This window comes from Bradyrhizobium sp. CCBAU 51765 (assembly GCF_015291725.1).
In the GTDB taxonomy this organism is placed as follows: Bacteria; Pseudomonadota; Alphaproteobacteria; order Rhizobiales; family Xanthobacteraceae; genus Bradyrhizobium; species Bradyrhizobium liaoningense.
The window spans coordinates 3,848,885-3,871,970 of record NZ_CP030038.1; the positions used below are offsets into that span (position 1 = coordinate 3,848,885).

Annotated in this window: 22 protein-coding genes; 15 read left to right on the forward strand and 7 right to left on the reverse strand. The window is 63.4% G+C overall.

Features of this window, described 5'->3' with window-relative positions; genetic code table 11:
• Window positions 1-7 precede the first annotated feature (7 nt).
• From nuoN to mtnK, 8 genes are all read left to right on the forward strand, one after another.
• The gene (gene nuoN / locus XH96_RS18500) at window positions 8-1,444 is read left to right on the forward strand and encodes an NADH-quinone oxidoreductase subunit NuoN (protein ID WP_194393705.1); all 1,437 of its coding nucleotides are present in this window, start codon (window positions 8-10) and stop codon (window positions 1,442-1,444) included.
• A gap of 1 nt (window position 1,445) precedes the next feature.
• Complete coding sequence (locus XH96_RS18505; RefSeq protein ID WP_194393706.1) at window positions 1,446-2,252, forward strand: biotin--[acetyl-CoA-carboxylase] ligase; 807 nt, start codon at window positions 1,446-1,448, stop codon at window positions 2,250-2,252.
• Window positions 2,252-3,922, forward strand: coding sequence for a ribonuclease J (locus XH96_RS18510; protein WP_194393707.1), 1,671 nt, complete (start codon window positions 2,252-2,254; stop codon window positions 3,920-3,922). Before XH96_RS18505 ends, XH96_RS18510 begins: the two co-directional genes overlap by 1 nt.
• Window positions 3,923-3,988: 66 nt before the next feature.
• On the forward strand, window positions 3,989-4,393 hold the full coding sequence (gene mce, locus XH96_RS18515; RefSeq protein WP_131868161.1) for a methylmalonyl-CoA epimerase: 405 nt from the start codon (window positions 3,989-3,991) through the stop codon (window positions 4,391-4,393).
• Between the two features lie 4 nt (window positions 4,394-4,397).
• Window positions 4,398-4,673: a DUF1467 family protein gene (locus XH96_RS18520; RefSeq protein WP_194393708.1), complete on the forward strand. Its 276-nt coding sequence runs from the start codon at window positions 4,398-4,400 to the stop codon at window positions 4,671-4,673.
• A 240-nt stretch (window positions 4,674-4,913) separates the two neighbouring features.
• Complete coding sequence (locus tag XH96_RS18525) at window positions 4,914-5,267, forward strand: hypothetical protein (protein WP_194393709.1); 354 nt, start codon at window positions 4,914-4,916, stop codon at window positions 5,265-5,267.
• Between the two features lie 128 nt (window positions 5,268-5,395).
• Window positions 5,396-6,004 (forward strand): class I SAM-dependent methyltransferase, encoded by a 609-nt coding sequence (locus XH96_RS18530; RefSeq protein WP_194393710.1) that lies wholly within the window; start codon window positions 5,396-5,398, stop codon window positions 6,002-6,004.
• A 141-nt stretch (window positions 6,005-6,145) separates the two neighbouring features.
• Window positions 6,146-7,456: an S-methyl-5-thioribose kinase gene (mtnK, locus tag XH96_RS18535; protein WP_194393711.1), complete on the forward strand. Its 1,311-nt coding sequence runs from the start codon at window positions 6,146-6,148 to the stop codon at window positions 7,454-7,456.
• A 6-nt stretch (window positions 7,457-7,462) separates the two neighbouring features.
• Here mtnK and XH96_RS18540 read toward each other — a convergent pair whose 3' ends face one another.
• The 4 genes from XH96_RS18540 to XH96_RS18555 all read right to left on the reverse strand — a co-directional run bounded on the left by XH96_RS18540 (window position 7,463) and on the right by XH96_RS18555 (window position 10,132).
• On the reverse strand, window positions 7,463-7,705 hold the full coding sequence (locus XH96_RS18540; protein ID WP_371740133.1) for a hypothetical protein: 243 nt from the start codon (window positions 7,703-7,705) through the stop codon (window positions 7,463-7,465).
• Between the two features lie 69 nt (window positions 7,706-7,774).
• The gene (locus tag XH96_RS18545; RefSeq protein ID WP_194393712.1) at window positions 7,775-8,305 is read right to left on the reverse strand and encodes a VOC family protein; all 531 of its coding nucleotides are present in this window, start codon (window positions 8,303-8,305) and stop codon (window positions 7,775-7,777) included.
• Between the two features lie 102 nt (window positions 8,306-8,407).
• Window positions 8,408-9,256, reverse strand: a complete 849-nt coding sequence (locus tag XH96_RS18550) for an alpha/beta fold hydrolase (protein ID WP_194393713.1) — start codon at window positions 9,254-9,256, stop codon at window positions 8,408-8,410.
• Between the two features lie 51 nt (window positions 9,257-9,307).
• A complete protein-coding gene (locus XH96_RS18555; RefSeq protein WP_194393714.1) occupies window positions 9,308-10,132 on the reverse strand; it encodes an oxidoreductase in 825 nt (274 codons plus the stop codon).
• Window positions 10,133-10,424: 292 nt separating this feature from the next.
• Between XH96_RS18555 and XH96_RS18560 the strand changes: the two genes are divergently transcribed.
• Both XH96_RS18560 and XH96_RS18565 read left to right on the forward strand, forming a co-directional pair.
• On the forward strand, window positions 10,425-11,279 hold the full coding sequence (locus XH96_RS18560) for a LysR family transcriptional regulator (RefSeq protein WP_194393715.1): 855 nt from the start codon (window positions 10,425-10,427) through the stop codon (window positions 11,277-11,279).
• A gap of 369 nt (window positions 11,280-11,648) precedes the next feature.
• Window positions 11,649-12,572, forward strand: a complete 924-nt coding sequence (locus tag XH96_RS18565) for a hypothetical protein (protein WP_194393716.1) — start codon at window positions 11,649-11,651, stop codon at window positions 12,570-12,572.
• Between the two features lie 477 nt (window positions 12,573-13,049).
• Here the strand turns inward: XH96_RS18565 and XH96_RS18570 are convergent, their stop codons facing one another.
• From XH96_RS18570 to XH96_RS18580, 3 genes are read right to left on the reverse strand one after another with little or no spacing between them, the layout of a single operon-like run.
• A complete protein-coding gene (locus XH96_RS18570) occupies window positions 13,050-14,075 on the reverse strand; it encodes an ABC transporter permease (protein WP_194393717.1) in 1,026 nt (341 codons plus the stop codon).
• A gap of 11 nt (window positions 14,076-14,086) precedes the next feature.
• Complete coding sequence (locus XH96_RS18575; RefSeq protein WP_194393718.1) at window positions 14,087-15,589, reverse strand: sugar ABC transporter ATP-binding protein; 1,503 nt, start codon at window positions 15,587-15,589, stop codon at window positions 14,087-14,089.
• Window positions 15,590-15,610: 21 nt separating this feature from the next.
• A complete protein-coding gene (locus XH96_RS18580; protein WP_194393719.1) occupies window positions 15,611-16,633 on the reverse strand; it encodes a sugar ABC transporter substrate-binding protein in 1,023 nt (340 codons plus the stop codon).
• Between the two features lie 963 nt (window positions 16,634-17,596).
• On the opposite strand from XH96_RS18580, the gene XH96_RS18585 reads away from it, so the two are divergent.
• The 5 genes from XH96_RS18585 to XH96_RS18605 all read left to right on the forward strand — a co-directional run bounded on the left by XH96_RS18585 (window position 17,597) and on the right by XH96_RS18605 (window position 22,765).
• Window positions 17,597-17,974: a DUF2946 domain-containing protein gene (locus XH96_RS18585; RefSeq protein WP_194394174.1), complete on the forward strand. Its 378-nt coding sequence runs from the start codon at window positions 17,597-17,599 to the stop codon at window positions 17,972-17,974.
• A gap of 95 nt (window positions 17,975-18,069) precedes the next feature.
• Window positions 18,070-20,469: a TonB-dependent receptor gene (locus XH96_RS18590; RefSeq protein ID WP_194393720.1), complete on the forward strand. Its 2,400-nt coding sequence runs from the start codon at window positions 18,070-18,072 to the stop codon at window positions 20,467-20,469.
• A 26-nt stretch (window positions 20,470-20,495) separates the two neighbouring features.
• A complete protein-coding gene (locus tag XH96_RS18595; RefSeq protein ID WP_194393721.1) occupies window positions 20,496-21,707 on the forward strand; it encodes a sialidase family protein in 1,212 nt (403 codons plus the stop codon).
• On the forward strand, window positions 21,704-22,201 hold the full coding sequence (locus XH96_RS18600) for a TlpA disulfide reductase family protein (RefSeq protein ID WP_194393722.1): 498 nt from the start codon (window positions 21,704-21,706) through the stop codon (window positions 22,199-22,201). Before XH96_RS18595 ends, XH96_RS18600 begins: the two co-directional genes overlap by 4 nt.
• Before the next feature lie 27 nt (window positions 22,202-22,228).
• Entirely contained in the window at window positions 22,229-22,765 is a 537-nt protein-coding gene (locus XH96_RS18605; RefSeq protein WP_194393723.1) for a copper chaperone PCu(A)C, read from the forward strand.
• Window positions 22,766-23,086: the final 321 nt, after the last annotated feature.

A 23,086-nucleotide genomic window follows, 5' to 3' on the forward strand; every position in this document is an offset into this window, starting at 1 on the left:
TATCGCCATGAGCTTTGAGACTGCAGGTTATCAACTGGCGCCGGTGCTGCCCGAGCTCGTGCTCGCGGTCGGCGCGATGGCGCTTCTGATGTTGGGAGCCTATCGCGGGCAGGAGACGACCAGGACGGTCACGTCGCTGTCGGTGGTGCTCCTGATCGTGGTCGGCGCGCTCGTCTACATGCAGCCTGCGGGCAAGCAGGTGACCTTCGGCGGCAGCTTCATCGTCGACGACTTCGCCCGTTTCATGAAGATCCTGGCCCTGATCGGCTCGGCGGTGACGCTGGTCCTGTCGACCGAGTTCCTGTCCGACCCGTCGCGCCGCATCTTCGAATATTCGATCCTGGTGCTGCTCTCGACGCTCGGCATGATGGTGCTGATCTCGGCGGGCGATCTGATCTCGCTCTATCTCGGCCTCGAGCTGATGTCGCTGGCGCTCTACGTCGTCGCCGCCTCGAACCGCGACAACGCCAAGTCGACCGAAGCCGGCCTGAAGTATTTCGTGCTCGGCGCGCTGTCCTCGGGCATGCTGCTCTACGGCTCCTCGCTGGTCTATGGCTTCACCGGCACGGTGAGCTTTACCGGCATCGCCGCGACCGCCACGGTCTCGAATGTCGGCCTTCTGTTCGGCCTCGTTTTCCTGCTCGTCGGCCTCTGCTTCAAGGTCTCGGCCGTGCCGTTCCACATGTGGACGCCCGACGTCTATGAGGGCGCGCCGACCCCGGTCACCGCCTTCTTCGCCTCGGCGCCGAAGGTGGCCGCGCTCGCCGTCTTCACCCGCGTGACGCTGACCGCATTCCCCGGCATCGTCTCGCAGTGGCAGCAGATCCTGGTGTTCGTGTCGATCGCCTCGATGGCGCTCGGCTCCTTCGCCGCGATCGGCCAGAGCAACATCAAGCGCCTGATGGCCTATTCGTCGATCGGCCACATGGGCTTCGCGCTGGTCGGCCTCGCCTCCGGCACGGTCGAGGGCGCGCAGGGCGTCCTGATGTACATCGTGATCTATGTCGCGATGACGCTCGGCTCGTTCTCGATCATCCTCGCCATGAGGCGCAACGGCCAGGCGGTGGAGCAGATCAGCGATTTCGCCGGCCTGTCGCGGACCAATCCGCTGCTCGCCTTCATGTTCGCGATGCTGCTGTTCTCGCTCGCCGGCATCCCGCCGCTCGCCGGCTTCTTCGCCAAATGGTACGTCTTCGTCGCCGCCATCAAGGCGAACCTGTTCACGCTCGCCGTCATCGGCGTGCTGACCAGCGTGGTGGGCGCCTATTACTACCTCGCCATCGTCAAGACGATGTACTTCGACGAGCCGGCCGGCCAGGTCGATCCGGTGCGCATCGAAGTGCGGACGGTGCTGGCGGTCGCAGGCCTGTTCAACATCCTGTTCGCGCTGTTCGCAGGTCCCGTGGTGAGCGTCGCCTCCGCCGCGGCAAAGTCGCTGTTCTAGGATGGCTTTCACGCTCGGTCCTCGCGCACTGTCGGCGGGCTACAAGCTCGCAGCTTTCGAGCGGACCGGCTCGACCAATACCGAGGCGATCGAGCATGCCAGGGCCGGCGAGCGTGGCCCGATGTGGTTCGTGACGTCGGAACAGACCGCCGGCCGCGGCCGGCGCCAGCGCGCCTGGATTGCGCCGCGCGGCAATCTCGCCGCCAGCATCCTCGAAGTCATGGACGTTACCCCGGCGGTCGCCGCCACGCTCGGCTTTGCCGCCGGGCTGGCGGAGGAGGCTGCGCTGGAGAAGGTGAGCCTCGAGGCCGCGCTCCGCCTCGGCGAGGGCCGCCCCCGCTACGCCCTGAAATGGCCGAACGACGTGCTCGCCGGCGGCAAGAAGCTGGTCGGCATTGGGCTTGAGGCCGAGGCCGTCGGCAACGGTCTCGCAATCGTCGTCGGCATCGGCACCAACGTGGTTGCAGCGCCCGAGGGCACCCCGACGCCTGCGGTGTCGCTGGCCGCGCTCGGCGTCCAGATCAGCGCCGAGGAGCTGTTCTCGGCCCTCTCGGATGCCTGGGTCGAGTTCCGCGGCATCTGGGACAATGGCCGCGGCTTTGCCGAGATCCGGAAGCTCTGGCTCGAGCGCGCTGCCGGCCTCGGGGAGAAGGTCGCGATCCACACGGGAGCGATGACGCTGGAAGGCATTTTTGACACCATCGACGACGCCGGCTGCCTGATCGTCCGCACCGCGGAGGGCCGCCTTGTGCCGGTGGCTGCGGGCGAGGTGTTCTTCGGCCCCGTCGCCTCCGTGGGAGCTGCGTGATGGCAAGGCCCGACGAACTCGTGTTTGCACCCCTCGGCGGCGTCGGCGAGATCGGCATGAACCTGTCGATCTACGGCCTCGGCAACCGCCATCAGCGCGCCTGGCTGGCGGTCGATCTCGGCGTCTCCTTCGGCGACGAGGAGCATCTGCCGGGCATCGACCTGATCATGCCCGACATCAGCTTCCTGGAGAAGGAGCGCAAGAACCTGATGGGCTTGGTGCTGACCCACGCCCATGAGGACCATTTCGGCGCCATCATCGATCTCTGGCCGAAACTGAAATGCCCGATCTACGCCACCAAATTCAGCGCGGCACTGTTCGAGGCCAAATGCGCAGCCGAGCGCAATGCGCCTGAGATCCCCGTCACCGTGGTCCCGTCCGGCGGCCGCGTCGATATCGGCCCGTTCAACGTCGAGTTCATTCCCGTCGCGCATTCGATTCCGGAAGCGCATGCGCTCGCGATCCACACCGAAGCCGGCATCGTGCTGCATACCGGCGACTGGAAGATCGACCCGACTCCGACCCTTGGAGCGCCGACCGACGAGAAGCGGCTGCGCGAATTGGGCGAGCAGGGCGTGCTGGCCTTGATCGGCGATTCCACCAACGCGGTGCGCGACGGCCGCTCGCCGTCGGAAGCCGAGGTCGCCCGGACCATCATCGAGCTCGTCAAGTCAGCCAAGGGCCGTGTCGCGGTGACGACGTTCGCCTCCAACGTCGCCCGGATCAAGGCCGTGGCCGAGGCCGCAAAAGCAGCCGACCGCGAGGTCGTCGTGGTCGGCCGCGCCATGGAGCGCGTGGTGCAGGTTGCCCGCGAGACCGGCTATCTCGACGGCGTGCAGAATTTCCGTTCGCCCGAGGTCTACGGCCACCTGCCGCAGGACAAGGTGCTGGCCCTGTGCACCGGCAGCCAGGGCGAGTCGCGTGCGGCGCTGGCGCGCATCGCCAACGACGACCATCCCGAGATCACGCTCAACCGCGGCGACTGCGTCATCTTCTCCTCGCGCACCATTCCAGGCAACGAGAAGGCTGTCAGCTCGATCGTCAACAATCTCGTGCTCCAGGGCATCGAGATCATCACCGACCGCGACGCTCTGGTCCACGTCTCCGGCCATCCCCGCCGCGACGAGCTGCGCGATCTGATCTCCTGGGTGAAGCCGCACCTCCTGATCCCGGTCCATGGCGAGGCCCTGCATCTGCACGAGCACGCAAAGCTGGCGCGCGCCGCCGGCGTGCCGCGCGTGCTGGTCTGCCGCGACGGTGACCTCGTCAAGCTCGGGCCCGGCGATCCCGGCATCGTCGGCGAGGTGCCGTCGGGACGTCTCTACAAGGACGGGACGATTCTGGAGGACTCCAAGTCCCGCGCAGTGATCGAGCGGCGCCGCATGGCCTTTTCCGGCTGCGCCTTCGTCGCCATCGCCATGACCGCGCAGGGCGAGCTGGCCGACGATCCGGAAGTCGATCTGGTCGGCGTCCCCGAGAAGAACAGGGCCGGCGAGCTCTTCGACGACATCGTCTTCGACGCCGTGATGTCCACCATCGAAGGCCTGCCGAAGGCGCGACGCCGCGATCCCGACGCCTTGGGCGAGTCGGTGCGACGCGCCGTCCGGGCCGTGATCAACGAACATTGGGGCAAAAAGCCTCCCTGTCTGGTACACGTACTGACAGTGTAATTGTGTCAGCATCTCCGGGGAGGCGGCCCGCCGCTTGTCCGGATCACGCGCTGAGGGAGAAGAACCATGCTGGGTCGCCTCAACCATGTCGCGATCGCGACCAGGGACGCGGTCAAGGCCGCCAAGATCTACGGTGCGGCGTTCGGGGCCGAGATCTCGGAAGCCGTTCCGCTGCCGGAGCACGGCGTCACCACCGTGTTCGCAACCTTGCCCAACACCAAGATCGAGTTCATCGAGCCGCTTGGCGAGGCCTCGCCGATTGCGAAGTTCCTCGAACGCAACGCCGACGGCGGCATCCACCATGTCTGCTACGAGGTCGTCGACATCATCGCCTCGCGCGACACGCTGGTGAAGGAAGGCGCGCGGGTGCTCGGCGACGGCGTGCCGAAAATCGGCGCCCACGGCAAGCCGGTGCTGTTCCTGCACCCGAAGGACTTCTCCGGCGCGCTTGTCGAGATCGAGCAGGCGTAAGGCCGTGGCCATCCAGATATCGACCGCGCTTGCGATCTACTTCGTCATCTGGTGGGTCGCGCTGTTCCTGACGCTGCCGTTCGGCGTGCGCAGCCAGCACGAGGATGGCGTCGGTGCACCCGGCACCGACCCCGGCGCGCCGATCCTGACGCGGATGGGCCGCAAGCTGATCTGGACCACGATCATCTCGGCGGTGATCTACGGCCTCGGCTTGGCCGCCTATCATGCCGGCTATCTCTCTATCGAGCGCCTGTCGAAATTGATGGGAATGCCGTTCTAAAGCATGATCCGGAAAAGTGCGCAGCGGTTTTCCGAAAAGATCATGCCTAAACAACAACCTAAAGCGCGATGACGATTCATCCTAATCGCATCGCGCCTTAGAGCTTAAGAGACGAAGGATATCAATCAAGCTCGTCTGCGAGCGAAGCGAAGCAATCCAGTATCCCTCCGCGGAAAGATTCTGGATTGTTTCGCTACGCTCGCAATGACGCCGGAGATGGTTCGTATAGTTGAGGGGAAAATGACTTTTCAGCGTATCGTCGTCGCGCTTCTGGTGCTGATCGTCGCCGGGCTTGGCGCCATCGGCTATTTCGAATGGAGGATGGCCGTGCAGGTCCGCACCCTGAAGGCGTTCGTCGAGGGCTCTGTCTTCAACGAGGCGGTGATGGCCTGCGAGCAGGCCAAGAGCTCGACGCCGTTCAGGTGGAACGGAGGCAAGAGCACCTCGGTGATCGGCCTGAGCTCGGTCAAGCTCGACAAATACACCGTCAGCGCCAGCTACACGCTGGTGGCGGACGGCGTCTATTGTGATTTCGATCCGATCAAAAGGAAGGCCGATATCGGCTCCAGCTTCCTGGAGCGGGAGACCTTCTAAAGCGCGATGCGATTGGGATGAATCGTCATCGCGCTTTAGGTTATTGTTTGAGCATGATCTTTTCGGAAAACCGCTGCACACTTTTCCGGATCATGCTCTAGTCGCGAGCGAAGCGCGTGAGCTCTCGAATGGCACCGGACGCCGCCGACCACATCATCGATCTCTATCAGCGCAAGGCATCGGACTGGATCGAGAGCCGTGCACGGAGCGGACTGTTCGAACAGGCCTGGCTCGACCGTTTCCGTGCGCTGCTGCCGCCTGCCGGCTCCGTCCTCGATCTCGGCTGCGGCTCGGCAGAGCCGATGGCGGCATACCTGATCGGGCTCGATCATCCTGTGACGGGGGTGGATTCCTCGCCGGCCATGATCAATGCGTGCGAACAGCGCTTCCCGAAGCAGGAATGGATCGTCGCCGATATGCGCCGGGTCGCGTTGGGACGGCAATTTTGCGGCATTCTTGCCTGGGACAGCTTCTTCCACCTCTGCTTTGACGACCAGCGCCGCATGTTCCCGATCTTTCGCGACCATGCGAGGCCGGATGCGGCGCTGATGTTCACGAGTGGCCCGGCGCAGGGCGAGGCGATCGGAGCGTTCGGCGGCGAGCCGCTGTATCATGCCAGCCTGGATCCGGCCGAATATCGTTCACTGCTGGATCGGCATGGATTCCGCGTCGTGTCGCATGTGGTCGAGGACCCCGATTGCGGTGGGCACACCATCTGGCTGGCGCAGCGCCTTTGAGACGCTGCGGCAAGTCGCGGCAAGAGTCGCGCTAGCCGCCGGTCGCGCCTTATGGATAAGATGGCGGTCAAAGAACAGGCCGGCTTGAGTTCCTGAAACGGGAGTGGACAACTACTCCAGCGCCGGCACGGGGGGACCGGCATGAGTTCAGCGCACCGACCATTGGCTGATCCGGGGCAGGGGGACTATCGAATTCTCCATGAACCCGACCTGCGGGATTACGTCGCCCGGGTTTCCGTGCTTGCGGCCGGGCTTGGTGGTGAACCGTCCTCCTGGGCGATCACCGAGGTCGGCGACGGCAATCTCAATCTCGTCTTCATCGTGAAGGGGACGCGCGGCGGCATCGCGGTGAAGCAGGCACTGCCCTATGTCCGTCTCGTCGGTGAAAGCTGGCCGCTGCCGCTGTCCCGCGCTCATTACGAATACCTCGCACTGACGCGGCAGGCTGAACTGGCGCCCGGCCTCGTGCCGGCCGTGCTGCATCACAACGACAGGCTGGCTCTGACGGTGATGGAGCTGCTCGAACCTCACATCATCATGCGCAAGGGGCTGGTCGCCGGAACGCAATATCCGCGCTTCGTGGACGACATCACCACGTTCATGGCAAGGACCTTGTTCTTCACATCCGATCTCGCGCTCTCCGCCGCCGAGAAGAAGGAGGGCATCGCGGCCTTTGCCGGCAACCACGCCCTGTGCAAGATCACGGAGGATCTGATCTTCACAGATCCCTACCGCATCGCGGAGCAGAACCGCTGGACCGAGCCATATCTCGATGGTCTGGCTGCGGCCTTGCGCGAGGACCTTGACCTGCACGTCGCGATCTCCCGGCTGAAGCTGAAATTCATGGCGGGCCCCGAGGCGCTGATCCACGGCGACCTCCACACCGGCTCGATCATGGTGACGGAGAGCCAGACGCGGGTGATCGACCCGGAGTTTGCTTTCTACGGTCCGATGGGATTCGACGTCGGCGCGGTGCTGGCGAACCTCTTGATGGCCTATTTCGCCTCCGCCGGTCATGAGCGCGCACCGGGCGAGCGGCAGGCATTCGAAGGCTGGATGCTGGAGACGGTCGAGCAGGTCTGGAACGAGTTCGCGCGCAAATTCCTCGACCTCTGGCGCGGTGGGGCCGCCGGCGATGCCTATCCCATCTCCCTCTTCGCCGGTGAGCAGGGCGCCGCATGTCTCGAGGCCGAGCGCCACGCCTACATGCAACGCCTGTTCGCCGATACGGTCGGCTTCGCCGCCGCCAAGATCGTCCGCCGCATCTTCGGCCTCGCCCACAACATCGACTTCGAGCTAATTGAGGACCTGCGAAGGCGCGCAATGAGCGAGGCGCGCGCGGTGCGGCTCGCGCGGGCGATGATGGTGGAGACGGCTGCGTTTCCGACGATCGCCGACGTCACCGGCGCCGCGCGAAAACTGCGGGACTGGATGCCGGAGCTGTCGGGCTGAGAGAGCTCAACGTCCGCTGACGCCGACCAGGCGAGGACGACGCTGGCTTGCGTGCAGGATGTCGGCCCGCAGAGGGCGCAGCCATTCGCGGAAGCTGACGACCTCCAGACAATCCGCGGTGCCCTCGGGCGCAACCAGCCAATCACCGAGGCCCGTTCCTTCATTGAGCCGATTGCAGCGATACCCCGGATGGTGGCCAGGAGGGCGACCGATCAGCAGATCGACCTTGCCCTCCACCAGTTCGCGCACTCGTCGAACCTTCCGACAGCGTCAGCATCGCCGCGACTTAACTGATGCGGGTCCCGTTTCGCGCCCTGCTCAGTCCTCGTCCTGCCACCTGCGCAGATCCGTCTGGTCGTGATAGGCCATGCGGTCCGGCGTGGTGATGAATTCCATCGTCGTGCCCCACGGCATGCGGCAGTAGCAGACCTTGTTTCCAGGACCTTTCTCGGTTGCATAGGGAATAGCGCGCGGCGCGGTGAGGGGTGTGCCTCCCGCCTTCTTGAAGCGCTCGACCGATGCGTCGATGTCGTCGGTGTAGAGAGCGAAGTGCGTGATGCCGAAGTCGCTCGCCCGGATCGGCTTGGCTTGCTCGGGACCGTGCATTTCGAAGAGTTCGATATCAGGTCCGGTTCCGATCTTGACCATCGCCTGCGCCCGCACGACCGTTCCGGGACAAGCGCCGACGGCCCGCTCGAATTCGGGTCCCTGCCGCGGCGGATCCTGCGGTCCGAAGGACTGGTAGATCACCTGGCCGCCGAAAGCTTCCACCAGGAACGATTTTGCTGATTCGATGTCGGGCACCGTGATGCCGATATGGTTGACGCCGCGAATGACGGGTGCGGTCATGACTGTCTCCTTTGCTGTTGATTCGATCCATCGCGTTTCCGCAGCGCAATTCGCCCGCAGCCTCGCGATCCGCCCGGCCCACGACGGCGCGGGCGCCGAGTTTCAATTGGCCTTGAGGAACTCGATCAGGGCGGCCGCGACTTCATCCGGCCGCTCGTCCGCGACATAGTGGCTGCACCGCGCGATCGAGCCGCCCATCACATTGGTGGCGAACTCCTTGAGCATCGGCACCATCTGCGCACCGAACCGCTGGTCCCCACCGAGGCCAAGCACCGGTATCTCGAGCGGTTGCTTCTTGTACGCGAGCGCAGTCGCATGATCGGCGGCGAGAGTGCGGTACCATTCCATGCCGCCACGCGTGCGGCCAGGAAGCGCCATCGCCTTGGCGTAGATCTCGATGTCCGCCGGATTGAAGGTGCTGTGATCGTAGAACCGCTCTGCCATGAAGGTCGAAACGTAGTCATATTCACGGCCATGAATCAGGCGCTCGGGCAGGTCCCGGTTCATATGGAAGCTGAAGTGCCAGAGCCTTGCGGTCGTCGCCTCCCATCCGGTCCAGCCGGGAAGCGGAACGTCGAGGACGGCCAGGTGGGTAACAGCCTCCCGATAGATGGCGGCCTGCGGCAAGGCGACCATTCCGCCGATGTCGTGTCCGCACACGGCGTAGCGTTCATGCCCAAGGGCAACCATCACGTCATGCGCGTCGCGCGCCATCGTCGCCTTGTCATAGCCCTCGAGCGGGCAGTCGGAAAAGCCCGCGCCGCGCAGATCCATGGCCACCACGCTGAAATGCTCAGCCAGCAGCGGCATCACATGGTGCCATTCCCACCATGTTTCCGGCCAGCCGTGAAGCAGAAGGATGGGCGGGCCTGAACCTCCCGTGACGGCGTTGATCTTGATGCCATTCACCGGCACCAGCTGCTGGGTAAACCCATTCAAAGTTGCGATCATGATCGCTTTCCAGTCAGAAATTGACGTTCAAACAGAGCTCGTGGCCAGCGCTCAGGGCTGGTCGAAATCGGTGGCGATCGTGATGTCGCGCCAGGCGTCGATATCGCTGCGGAAGGCGGCCAGCTTTCGCTCGGCGATCGCGTGCGCGACCGGGCCGAGCGGCATATGAAGCGGGGCGTCATCGGCGTCGACGGCCTGCAGGATCACCGCGATCGCCTTGTCGGGATCGCCCGCCTGATTGCCGTTGTTGGTTTCGCGATAGGGCTTGCGCGAGCTCGCGGCGTATTCCGGCATCTCGTTGGCCGCCATCGTGATCGAACGGCCAAGGAAATCGGTGCGAAACGGCCCGGGTTCGACGATCAGCACGCGAATGCCGAACGGCTCCAGTTCGCCGGCGAGCGCTTCGGAAATCCCTTCCACGGCAAACTTGGCGGCGTTGTAATAACCTCCGCCGCCGCTGCCCGCGATGCCCGCGCCGGACGACATGTTGACGATCGTTCCGCCCGAACGTCGCAGGACGGGCAGGGCGGCTCTGGTGGTTTCGATCAGACCGAAGACGTTCACCTCGAACATCGGCCGATATTCCTCGGGCGTGCCCTCCTCGATCGCCCCGAACAGTCCGTAGCCGGCATTGTTCACGAGCACGTCAAAGCCGCCGAAGGTCTCAACCGCCTTTGCGACCGCTGCCTTGGCTGCCGCCGCATCGGTCACGTCGAGTGGCAAAGTGATCATGCGGCCGCCGAAAGGCTCGGCCATTGCCTCGATCGTCCTGACATTGCGGGCCGTCGCGATGACCCGATCGCCGCGCTGTGCTGCAGCGATCGCGAGCCGCTGGCCGAAGCCGCTTGAGCAGCCTGTGATGAGCCAAGTTTTCATGACGTCTTCTCCGGTTGTTTTCTGGGGCACCAGCATCGTGATCATCATCGAAGTCCTCATTTGCGAGCATCGGGGCGGGCCGCCGCGTTCTGCCACCGCTCCGGAAAATCTCTCTGCTCAGTCCGGACGAGCTTCCCTTGGGTTCCACAGCCAGGTCACCGAAGCGGCCGCCCTCACGGGGGAATCCACAGAAGGACGAATCTCCAGACGATGGCGGGGATCTAGGTGCTTAGATTTGTTCTTTAACTGACGCGATTGTACTCTCGGCGTTCAGTTTTGTGCGGGGGTTGCGATGGAATGGAGTGACGTAAGGATCTTCCTCGCTGTTGTGCGATCCGGCACGCTCGGCGGTGCCGCGCGTTCGCTTCGGACAAGCCATCCGACCGTCGGGAGGCGCCTTCGCGCACTCGAGCAGGCAATCGGTCACACGCTCTTCCAGCGCACAGCGGACGGTCTTGTTCTGACCGATGAGGGCCACGGAATCATCGCGCTGGCCGAGCAAATGGAAGAAGGCGCGCTGGCCATGGAGCGCCGGCTTGCGGGGCGGGAGCAGAATCTCAAAGGCAGTCTGCGCATTTCGTCAACGGACTGGTTCGGGGCCTATGTCCTCCCTCCTATCCTGGCGGATTTCTCGAAAGCCTATCCGAACGTCGACGTCGAGATCCTGACCGGCACGCGCCGATTCAGCCTCGCCCAGCGGGAGGCTGAAGTCGCTTTTCGTGCCGTTCCGTTCGACACTGCCGATGTCATTCAGCGGCGGCTTTTCACGCTCGAATACGGCGTCTACATCGCAGAGGAGGCGGCTGATCCCAAATATGGCGATGGGACTGGTTTCCGGCTGATCACGCCATCCACGCCCCACTTTCCCGACATCGCATGGCTCATCGAGAGTTTCCCCAACGCAAAACCGGTCCTGCGATCGAACAACCGCAACGTCCAGGCGCGCATGTGCAGGCAAGGCGTCGGCATCGCTGTCCTGCCCCGCGTGGTCGGCAACCAGATCCCTGGTATCCGCAGACTGGACCTGCCGACGCTGCCGCCGGCGCGAGACATTTGGATGGGATACCACCGAGACCTACGGCGTCTTGGGCGTCTTCGCGCGTTCATTTCGACGGTATCGGACCATCTCGTGAAAGCGACCGCATGATGTGCGGCCCGGAAATGACTCAAGGCTCCCGGAGAAACGCCAAGATCGCTAGGGTCGTTCGCCGGTCATTTTCACCATCGCACCACCCCAGCCGTCCACGCCGCGTAGATGTACCCGCGATGCGGATAGCTCTCGTCAGGCTTCCAGCTGTCGAACGCGACGTTCAAGTCCTGGAGCCTTCAAAGCCAAGCTCGACCTACCCGGCATAAATTTGATCGTCGCCTAACTGTCGCCGAACTCCGAACCCGAAATCACGACTCTCGCAGGGATTGAACTAACTGCGATCTGCTGCTTATGATGCATCATCAATCGCTTTATTTGTGGGAACGCAAATCAACTGGACATGCTGGCATAGCAGAGGAGCAGAACATGGTCGTGGTCCTCACGCGAAAGCGCCTCGTTTCGAAGCAATTCAAGGACAATCAGAAGCTCCAGCGATGCCTGCTTTCGCCAGCCGATCATGTTCTGCCAGGCTCACGCGGAGAGCACGTCGGTCTGATCCAAGAAGCACTGACGAAGCTCGGCATGGGAGTAATCGGAGCAAGTGAGATATCTACCGAGCTGTACGGGCAATCGACCCAGCAAGCCGTGCTTCGTTACAAGGGGCCTCCCCGCAACATCATCAACACGGATTACCAAAGAACGCCGGACAACATCGTCGGCCAAATGACGATCGATCGTCTCGATGCCGATATGGTGGAATTCGAAAAGGTACCTGAGAGCTTGCTGGTTACGCTAACTGAGGCAGGGCCGAAACACGACCACTCGAAATGTCCAACTCTGCAAAGTGGAGGCCATAAGGGTACACCGATCAACCCACTCCCGTTCGGCAAAAGGATCAACATTTACGGGACCCATGAGACTGATTATCTAGGATTTGACGACTATGCGCCAAATCCGAACTTCGCAGGGAGAGGTCAAGGTGATCCGAGTCCTCCACGATTTCTGACCAATGCTCCGCCGCATCTCCACGGGCTCGAAGCTAAGAGCGTTAGCAATATCGCAATCCGAAGCAGTCCCATTTTTGCGAACCATGTCCATAGCAACCCGAATGAAGTGGAGGAGATCCTCCGGGTTGCGATGCCGGGTTGCAGGGTCACCTATGCTGGCACCGACGAGAACTTCAGTACCTTTGGCCCTACCGTTCTGCGGTTCGGTCCAGTGATTGAACGGCATGTCCTCACCACCCGGGACCCGGGCACGACGGCTGACTCGCATTTCCATGTGATCGTGCTCGTAATTCTTGATCCGGATACCGTTCTTCGAAGTTTCCAGCTGCCACCGTTCCTCTAGGCGTTTGGTGCGTGGCCGCAGTCCGCCCGTGGTTCCCAAACTGAACCGCCGTCATTCCATAGATCTTGGAAAACGTGGCCGGCAGCGCGAGCCACTGCAATTTCCGCTTCTCGCGGCTGCCGCCGGACCGGGCGATCTAAGCAGCATTCCGCACGTTGTTCAGCCCTGCCGCTGCCGCGTCGTCATTGCGAGCGTAGCGAAGCAATCCAGGAATGTACCCGCGGAGAGATTCTGGATTGCTTCGTGGAGCCTGTCATCGGGCCGCGCTCTGCGCGGACCCGTTGGCTCGCAATGACGGGGGAAGCGGCGACCGATCGAAGCCGCCGCCATCATGCCACCATACCCCTGTTTTGCCCGACGAGTCAAAATTCACTTCGCAAAATCCGTAATTTTGCGAGGTCCCGAGCAAGCCATTGATTTCGCTGGCCCCGGCTACTGTGCATGGGGTTGTTTTCGCACTTTTGCTTTAGCGGCCGTCTACTCCGCCGCTTTTTCCCTCAAGCGCTGCGCGTAGACGTTGATGACCAGCGCTGCCAGCAGGATCAGGCCGCGGATCAGGATCTTCAGGAAGCTGTCGATGTTGACGTGGTCCAGCCCGTTGTTGAGGACGCCGAGCACGAACAGGCCGACGATGGTGTTGCCGATGCCGCCGCGGCCGCCGAACAGGCTGGTGCCGCCGACGACGACGGCGGCGATGGAGTCGAGCAGGTAGGTGTCGAACTCGTTCTGCTGCGCGCTGCCGAAATGGGCGACGCCGAGCATGCCGCCGATGCCGGAGCAGACAGCGGAGATCACCATGACCGCGCCGAGGATGAGCTTGACGTTGAGGCCGGAATATTCGGCCGCCTCGCGATTGCCCCCGACCATGTAGACGTAGCGGCCGAAGCGCGTGTAGGTCAGCACCAGGTGCCCGCCGAGCAGCATGATGGCGGCGACGATGACGATCCAGGGGACGCCACCGATCGATCCCGAGCCGAGCGTCGTGATCAGGCTCGGCACCTTGTAGGCGATCTGGCCGCGCACCAGCAGCGCGGAGATGCCGGCCGCGATCTGCATCATCGCCAGCGTCATGATGAAGGAGGGGATGCCGATCGCGGTCAGGCCCAGCGCGTTGACGAGGCCGAGCAGGGCGCAGAGCAGGATCGACAGGATGATCGCGACCGCGCCGGGCAGGGGGACGTTGGCGATGTTGACGTAGGATTCCTGCAGCGTGAAGTAGGCGACCGCGATGCCCGTGACGTTGGCGATGGCGGCGATCGACAGGTCGATCTCGGCGCACAGGATCACGAAGGTGAGCCCGACGGCGATGATGCCTGTGACCGACACCTGGGTCAGGATGTTGCCGAGATTGTCGAGCGTCGCGAAGGAGGGGCTGGCGAAGGCGAAGAAGGCGGTCAGGAAGATCAGCGTCAGGAAGGGGGCGATGTTGCGCATCTGCGAGCGCAGGAAGGGTGCGAGGCCCCGCGCCCTCCGTCCCGCCGCCAAAGCCGTCTCGCTGCTCATGTGCTTCTCCGTCACGCCGCTTCCAGCAGGCGGTCCTTGCTGACTGGCTCGTTCTTGAACTCCCGCACCAATGCGCCGCGCTTGAGCACGAGGATGCGGTCGGCCAGCGACAGCACCGTCTCCGGCTCGGTCGACAGCACGATGATGGCGAGCCCCCTGGCGCGGAGGTCGCGGACGATGTTGATGACGTCGTTCTTGGCGCCGACATCCATGCCGCGGGTCGGCTCGCACAGCACCAGAAGCTTGGGCGGATAGGTCAGCCATTTTGCGAGGGCGACCTTCTGCTGGTTGCCGCCCGAGAGCATGCCGAGATCGAGGCCGACCACCGGCGGCCGGATCTGCAATTGCTCGACCTGGCGCTTGGCGATGTCGCGCTCCCGCGCCGGCTTGAGCAGCAGGGCCGAGATGCGATCGAGAATGCTGATCGAGATGTTCTTGTACACCGGCTCCTGGTGAAACAGCATGTCGCGCCGGCTCTCCGGCACCAGCGCCACGCCGGCGCGCCGCGCCGCCGCCGTGCTGGCGAAGGACTTGGGCGTGCCCTCGACGGCAAGCGTGCCGCCGTCCGGCTTCAGCTTGCCGAACAGGATGCGCGACAGCTCCTGCTGGCCGCAGCCCATGAAGCCGTAGATGCCGAGCACTTCGCCGGCGCGCGCCTCGAACGAGATGTCCTGAAGGCTGCGGGACAGCGACAGCTGATCGACCTTGAGAACGACCTTCCTGTCGCTCGGTTGCGGCAGCATCAGATCGTCGGTGTAGCTGTGCTCGAGCGCCTCGCCGCCGCGGCCGATCATGGCCTCGATCAGCGCGCCCTTGCTGGTTGCCGCGCTCGCCGTCTCCGCGACCTTCCGCCCGTTGCGGAACACGGTTACCGTGTCGGAGACGCGCAGGATGTCCTCGATGAAATGCGAGATGAAGACGATCGCAGTGCCTTCCTGGCGCAGCCGCCGCAGCGTTGCGAACAGCCGCTCGACCTCGGGCGGGGAGAGGGCGGACGTCGGCTCGTCCAGGATGACGATGCGGGCGCCGGAGAACAGCACGCGCGCGATCTCGATCAGCTGCTGCAGCCCGATCGGGAGGTCGCCGAGCCTGCTCATGGGATCGACGTCGATGCCGAAGCGGGCGAGCTGCTCGCCCGCCTCGCGCGCCATCCGCCGCCATTGCACGAGGCCGAGCCGATTGGTCGGCTGATTGCCCAGGAAGACGTTCTCCGCGACGGTGAGATCGGGCGCAACGCTGAGCTCCTGATGCACCATGGCGATGCCGGCGGCGTGCGCATCGCGGGCCGAACGGAAATGCATCTCCTTCCCGTCGACCAGGAAGCGGCCGGAGAATTCGGTGTGCACGCCGGCGATGATTTTCATCAGCGTGCTTTTCCCGGCGCCGTTCTCGCCGACGAGACCATGGATCTCGCCGGGATAGAGCGCGAAGTCGACACCACGAAGCGCTTCGACTCCGCCGAAGCTCTTCGTGATGCCCTGCAGTTCCAGGATGGGCTGTTGTCCCTCAGGCATGAAAGTTCAGATCTTGGAGGCTCAGATCAGGAAGTGATCCTGCATCCACTGCATCCCGGCGGCGTTGGCCTTGGTGACGACCGGGCCGTCGGTGACGACGTTCTTCGGGATTCCCTGTCCGCTCTTCTCGCCGCCGACCACCGCCGACACGCCTGCGATGATGGCGCCGCCATGGATGCGGCAGGAGGGATTGCGCACCGTGGCGAACATGCGGCCTTCGCTCACCGCCTGGATCGCCGGCGGCATGGCGTCGACGCCGCCGATCAGGATGTTGGTGCGGCCCCGCGCCTTCATGATGTTGGCGGCGGCGAGCGCCATGTCGTCATTGTGGAAGAACGCGGCGTCGATCTGCGGGTATTTCGTCAGGTAGGTTTCCCAGAGACGGGCGGTCTTGGAGACGTCCCAGTCGGCCGGCTGGGTGTCGAGCACCTCGATGCCGGGGAATTGCTTGACCACCGAGTTGAAGCCCTTGGCCCGTCCTTGCGCGCCGGTATGCCCGAGCGCGCCCTGCGTCATGATGATCTTGCCCTTGCCGCCCATGGCGTTGCACAGCGCCTGCGTCACCGAGGCGCCCATGAACTCGTTGTCGGGGGCGAGGAAGGAGTGGACGTTGATCTGATCGAGCGGCGCGATCAGCGTGTCCATGTCGATCACGGGCGTGCCGGCATCGATCATCTTCTGCACCGGCTGGGTGAGGGTGCCGATGCCGAAGGCCTGGATCGCGACGAAATCCCATTTCTGCGAGGCCATGTTGTCGATCGCCGCGCGTTGCTTCACCGCGTCGAGCTGGCCGTCGAACCAGGTGACTTCGACGTTGAACAGCTTGCCCCAGAATTCCGCGGCCTGCTTGCCTTGCGCGCACCAGGTCGCCTGCAGGCCCGCATTGGAGAACGCCGCCTTCAGCGGCTTCTCGCTGCGTCCGACTGCGGCTGCAAGTGCTGGGTTAATGCCCATGCTGCCGAGGAGGGCAGCTCCGGCGCCGGCGGTCGCTGCCGCCTGAAGAAGATCGCGCCTCGTCGTCGAGAAATCTTTCGTCCCGGACATCGCTCGCTCCCATGTATTTTGTCGTCGGCGCGTCATTGCTTGCGCGACCGATCTCCGAAAGTCTCTCACAAGAGTTGTTGGCACTCAATCTGCAATCAACCGCGAGATCGCCGCAGCCAGTGTTGGTGCAGCGCAAAGCGTCGGGCCGGAGCGACGGCGCATGCGTCGATATCCGCAAGCAATGTATCCCAGGCCTGCGCGATCTCCGGCGTCCATTTACGTCAAGCTGATCGCGGAGCGTATCCCTGACGACGCGGCGTGCCGTAAGCATCGCGCGAGGCGACCTCGCAGGCGATCAGCCGGAAATGTCCGCGGCGCTCACCGGTGAAGTCGAGGATTGTCGATGCGAGCGTCGATCCCTCGCCAACTCGCTGCCTTCGAGCGGAACATCGCCCGCGCTTCCGCATGCAGCTCGAACAGACGTTGGTAAACGGTCGGGGGATCGCCGCGCGGTGTCTAGGATTGGATGAGAGCCACGTTCATCGGCAGTTCAGCCGCGCGGGTAAAAAAAGAGCGGGGCCCTGGCCCCGCTCGAAAATTGTGTCGACCCTATTATCCCCGATTCTAAGATTTGCTCTTGATTGACGGGGCGACGCTGCGTTTTGCGCGCCAGGGGCTCCTCCCGAGACTTGGACCACCAGACTTCGCCTCGCGGCCAGCCTGAGCAAGGGGGATGCTAGATCAACTTTTCTCACTTGTCATCATTTTCGGCAACGAATGTTCAAAATTCGAGCAGTTAACGAAACGATCGAGCTCAAAGTCACCTAAATATATGACAAGTATAAGAAATTTGTGGACAGGCGGGATGGTTGCCCTGCCTTAAATGGCGGACGGGCGCCGGTGCTGGAGCGCGCCGACCACACTCTTCGAGAAATTTGCGCCGGGCCAAGAGGGCGGCGGAACTGACCTCGACTCGGCCCTGACTGCCGTGTTTAGTTGGCTGACGAACGAATGGTTCGGCGGATGCGCGCTCGGCTACAGAAATTCCTACCCATCGTCCTGCTCGCCCTGGTGATGCAGGTGCTGGCGCCGATCGCCGCGTGCTTGGCGGCCGGCCAGGCTATGGCCGATCCGCTTTCCGCCGCCGCCATCTGCCACAGCGCGAGCGAGCAGGGCGGCGGTCCTAACGATCCGACCGGCTCGCCGACCGCGCATGCCGGCGCCTGCGCGCTCTGTTGCCTGGCCCAGGCCAACGCGACGCTCGATTCGCCGCCGCAGGTTGCGCTCGCCACTTCCTTGCGTCACGCCGAACGTGTCGTGTGGCTCGCGGCGGATGTGTCCGCCATCCCCGCTTACAAGGGCTCGAGCGCCCAGGCTCGCGCACCCCCTCGATTTTCCTGACGTAGCGACAAACCGAACCATTGGCGCGCGCCGTTGCCGTGCCGATGGCGTGTGCAATGGACCGGCCGACGTGCCGGATGTCAGGAATTCAAGAGATGTTACGCATTCGTGCGATCAGCCGCGCGAGCCTGCCCGTGCTTTGCGGGCTGGTGTCCTCGATCGGCTCGGACGCGCTGGCTCAGGGCGCCTCGGAATCGCTTCCCGCGGTGACGGTTGAGGCGCCGCAGCCTTCGCGTCCCAAACCAACCACCCGGCCATCACGACTGCGCTCAGCTTCGGCGGGACGCGCAGCCAGACCCGTTGCGCAGAACGCGACCGCCAGCGCGCCGGCCCAAAACCTGGCCGCGTCTGCCGGCGCAGCGCGGGCTGGTCTCAATCAATCGCCGGCCGGCCAGACCGCGACGACCATCGATCGCAGCCAGTTCGACAATCGCCCGGCGTTTTCGGTCAGCGACGTCTTGCGGGACAGTCCGGGCATCTCGATCAAGCAGGGCAATGGTCCCCGTGATTCCGGAATCTCGATTCGCGGATCCAACGCCCGCAACGGTTTCGCCATCCGCAATCTCGTGATCTTCGACGATGGCTTCCCGGTGACGCAGCCGGACGGCCTGTCGCGGAGCGACCTCATCGATCCCCACGCCTATGGCGCGATCGACGTGATCCGCGGCCCGTCGTCGGCGCTCTATGGCAACTACGCGACCGGCGGTGCGCTCAATTTTCGGACGCGGCCCGGCGGCACGATTGACGGCGTCGAATATGGCGTGGACGGCGGCAGTTACGGCTACCTCAACAACTATATGGCGGCGGGCAAGAAGGTCGGGAATTTCGAGGGCTCGCTGTTCGCAAGCGACGTGCGGGGCGATGGCTATATCGGCAACAGCTGGTTCAATACGCAGACCGTCAACTTCCTCGGCACGCTGAAGGCGACGCCGGACGATCGTTTCACGGTCAAGGTCATCAACAATGATCTCAGCACGCGATTGCCGATCCGGCAGTCGCTGAACCAGTACGACCTCAACCCGTTCCAGCAGGGATGTGCCACCGGTCCCACCGCCGCGCCGGGATGCGGGACGGTCAGGCTGTTCAACAACGGCTTCAACGCAACTGCCGGAACCGACACGGAAACGGCTCTGCAGGCCGGCCTCGGCCGCAACGACCGGCGGACCATCGTCGGCGGCCGGTGGGAGCACGATTTCGACAACACGATGACGTGGCGCAACCAGTTCGTGTTCGACGACAGGAACATCAGCCAACCGACTGGACAGACCAGCTCGATCGGAGATTTTCCGTCGTACAATTACATGAGCGATCTCACCAAGCGCGGCGAGATCTTCGGGATGGAGTCGACCGCGTTCTTCGGCGCCTTCTACAACACTCTGACGGCGTCGAGCGACACGCGAAATGTGATGCCGGGGGGCAATGCCACGCTCGGCAGGCTCTCGAGCAATCTCTTCAGCGAAACGACCAATTATGGTGTGCGTGCCAGGGAAGAACTCAGGCTGACGACCTCGCTGACGGCGGTCGCCGGCATTGGTTGGGAGACCACGCTACTGAAGGGGACAAACACCGCGTATGCGTACGCGGGTCCCACCGGCATCACCACAACAACCCTGACGACCGCGGACCGGCAGTTTCAGAATGCTGCGCCAGAGTTGGCGCTCCTCTACAATCTCAACAACGAATGGCTCTTCCGCGGACGAGTTGCCACGGGATACGGCACTCCGCAGGTTTCGAACCTCTTCGTCCTTCCGACGGGTTTGTCCGGCAACAATACGCAGCTCCAGACCCAGAAGAATCTAGGTTACGAGCTCGGTTTCGATTGGACGCCGAACAACACGCTCAAGCTCAGCGCGACCGGCTTCTACGAGTTCTTCCGCAACGAGATCGTCAGTCAGGCGACTCCGATTGCGGGCATATCCTATACGTTCAACGCGCCACGGTCGGAGCACCGCGGCATCGAGCTGGCCGCCGACTGGAAGTTCTATCCAGGCTGGCGGTTCATGGCGGCGTATACCTATCTCGACGAGGTCTACACCGAGTATGTCGAGAACATCACTAATGGCGCGGTGTTCAGCTTCAACCGGGCAGGTAACAAGATTCCCGGCATCTCGCCCAACGAGCTGACGGCGCGAATTGGATATGACGAGTTCGCCGGGCCGCTTGCAGGTCTCGGAGGCTTTGTCGAACTGCAGTGGAAGGACTCCTTCTACATGGACAACGCGAATCTGCTGAAGGCACCCGGCTATGAGCTGGTCAATTTGAACGTTCACTACAAGACCGATCTGGTGTCGGACACCTTCAGATCGCTGAATCTGTTTCTCGAGGTCAGGAACGTATTCGACCGGACCTACATCGCTTCGGCAAACAACATCGCCAACACGGTGACGGCGGCTGGCCTTCAGAATCCTGCGAGTGTGCTCGCAAACACCACAGGATCGATCTATGCCGGCTCGCCGCGCGCCTTCGTTGCGGGTATGAAGGTGGCATTCAAATGATCGGGGTTCTCGAAGGGAACAGGGCCATGATCCGAACTGGCCTGCTCGGGATCGTCGCTCTCGCATGGCTGCAAGGTGCGGCGCTCGGACAGATGCGGGCTCCGCATGCGTCCGAAGCGGCGTGTGAGGAGCCGACGCTGCGCTGTGCAACCAAGGCGACGCCCGCATTCGCTCCGGACGGAACGCTGTGGCTGGTCTGGATGGCGGGAGGGCAGGTCTCGGTTGCGAGTTCGCAGGATGCGGGCCGCAATTTCTCGGTCCCCGTCCTCGTCACGACGAAGCGGCTGAACCTCGATTGGGGACCGGATGCGCGGCCGAAGATCGTGGTCGATCGCAAGGGCGGCATTGCCGTTGCGTTCTCGATCTTCAGGGACGAAGCCTTCAACGGCCAGGTGCTCTACACGCGTTCGACCGATGGCGGAAAGAGCTTCGCGGAGCTGAAGCCCATTACCGCAAGCAATGAGAGCCAGCGTTTCGAAGCGCTGGCGCTCGATCAGGACGGAACGGTCTTCGCAGCCTGGCTCGACAAGCGCAATCGTGTTCCCGCAAGAGAGGCGGGACGAAAATATGAGGGAGCAGCGCTGTTCTTTGCCTCGTCTCGCGATGGCGGCGCCACCTACACCGAGGCCAGTCTCGCCCGTGACGGCACCTGCGAGTGCTGCCGGTTGGGGCTGACGTTCGCGGCGCCCGGACGACCGGCCGTGATCTTCAGGAACATCTTCGATGGCGGCGTGCGCGACCACGCGATCATGACGTTCACCGACGTCTCGACGCCCGGGGAAATCCATCGGGTCAGCAACGACGACTGGCAGATCAATGCCTGCCCGCACCACGGGCCCAGCCTCACCATCGGGCCGAATGGAACCTATCACGTCGCCTGGTACACGAACGGGAAGGCTCGTAAGGGATTGTTCTACGCCCACTCGCGCGACGAGGGCCGCACGTTCTCTGCACCGATGGCGTTGGGACGGCCGGATCGCAATCCGACGCGCCCCTTCGTGCTCACGGGCCCGGCGGGGACGGTGATGGTGTGGAAGGAGTTCGATGGCGAGAAGACAACGGTCCAGATGACGATCTCTCATGACGATGGCGAGACCTGGTCGCCACCGAGGGCGATATCGAGCACGACCGACACATCCGACCATCCCTTGCTCGTCTCCAATGGCGGACAGGTCTACCTGTCATGGATGACGAAAGCGGACGGCTACCGCCTCACAGCGATCGAGGATCAACGATGAGACGTCGATTTGCAGCCATTCTGGGTCTGGGTATCCTGATTGCTTCAGCGTCTGCGCTCGGATCGCCTCCGGGCCTCAAACCGTTCGAACGCGGCACCTGGCAAAGCTTGCTCAAGGGGCATGCCGACCGCCCGACGCTCGTGCATTTCTGGGGCGTGACCTGCGGGCCCTGCAAAGTCGAGCTGCCGTTGCTCGGGAAGTTTGCGAAGGACCATCCCGAAATCGATGTCGTCACGGTCAGCGCGGACCTCGTGCCGAACCTGCCGGCCGCGACGCAATCGATGCTCGACAAGGCGGGACTATCGTCGACCGAGAACTTCATCTTCAACGACGGCTTTGTCGAGCGCTTGCGGTTCGAGATCGATCCTGCCTGGCAGGGCGACATCCCCAGGACGATGCTCATTTCGCGGGATGGGAGTATCACGACGATCGAAGGCTCCGCCGAAATGTCCGACCTGGAGAAATGGTCGGCGCAGCAGCTCTCCAAACACTGAAATTCAATCTGCAAAGGAAATACCGATATGAAGTCAAGGCTGAAGGATATGCTGCTCGCTGCGTTCGCTCTTGCACTCTGCGCAGCGCCGGCAATCGCCGACGACGTCAAGGCCGGCGATCTCGTCATTTCACAGGCGTGGAGCCGTGCGACGCCGGGCGGTGCCAAGGTCGCCGGCGGCTATCTGATCATCGAGAACAAGGGAACCGCTGCGGACAGGCTGGTCGGCGTCTCCGCCGATATCGCGGGGAAGGCCGAGATCCACGAGATGGCCATGGACAACGGCGTGATGAAGATGCGCCCGCTCGACAAGGGGCTCGCGATCGATCCCGGTAAGACGGTGAAGCTCGCGCCCGGCGGCTATCACCTGATGCTCCAGGAGCTGAAGGGCCCGTTCAAGCAGGGTGACAAGGTGCCCGTGACGCTGCAATTCGAGAAGGCCGGCAAGGTCGCCGTCTCTCTCGACGTCCAGGGCGTCGGCGCGCAGGCGCCGGGAGATGCGGGGCACTCGGGTCACTTGGACATGAAGAAGATGCCGGATCACTCGGGAATGAAGATGAAGTGAGGCCGATCCGGGCTCCCGGGAAGACCGAATATATCGAAGCGATCCTGCCTGACCCTGATGGCTGCGCTCGCCGCTTCACCGGTGGCGGCGCACGTCTCCCTTGGGATGCGCAAGCCACGGTCGGTGCGGATGTCGGATTGAACGCGCTGATCTGGCTGGCGCGAGTTGGCCTTCACGTGCCCCGGTCGTCTCGGGCTGCCGCTTCCGGCTGTCGTGACGGCCCTCCCTGGAACGTCGCCTTCGCAAGCAGCGCTTCAAGCTGAACCTGAAGCCGACGGAAAAATGACAAGGAATTTCGCTGCGTTAGCGGCTTTTCCTCAT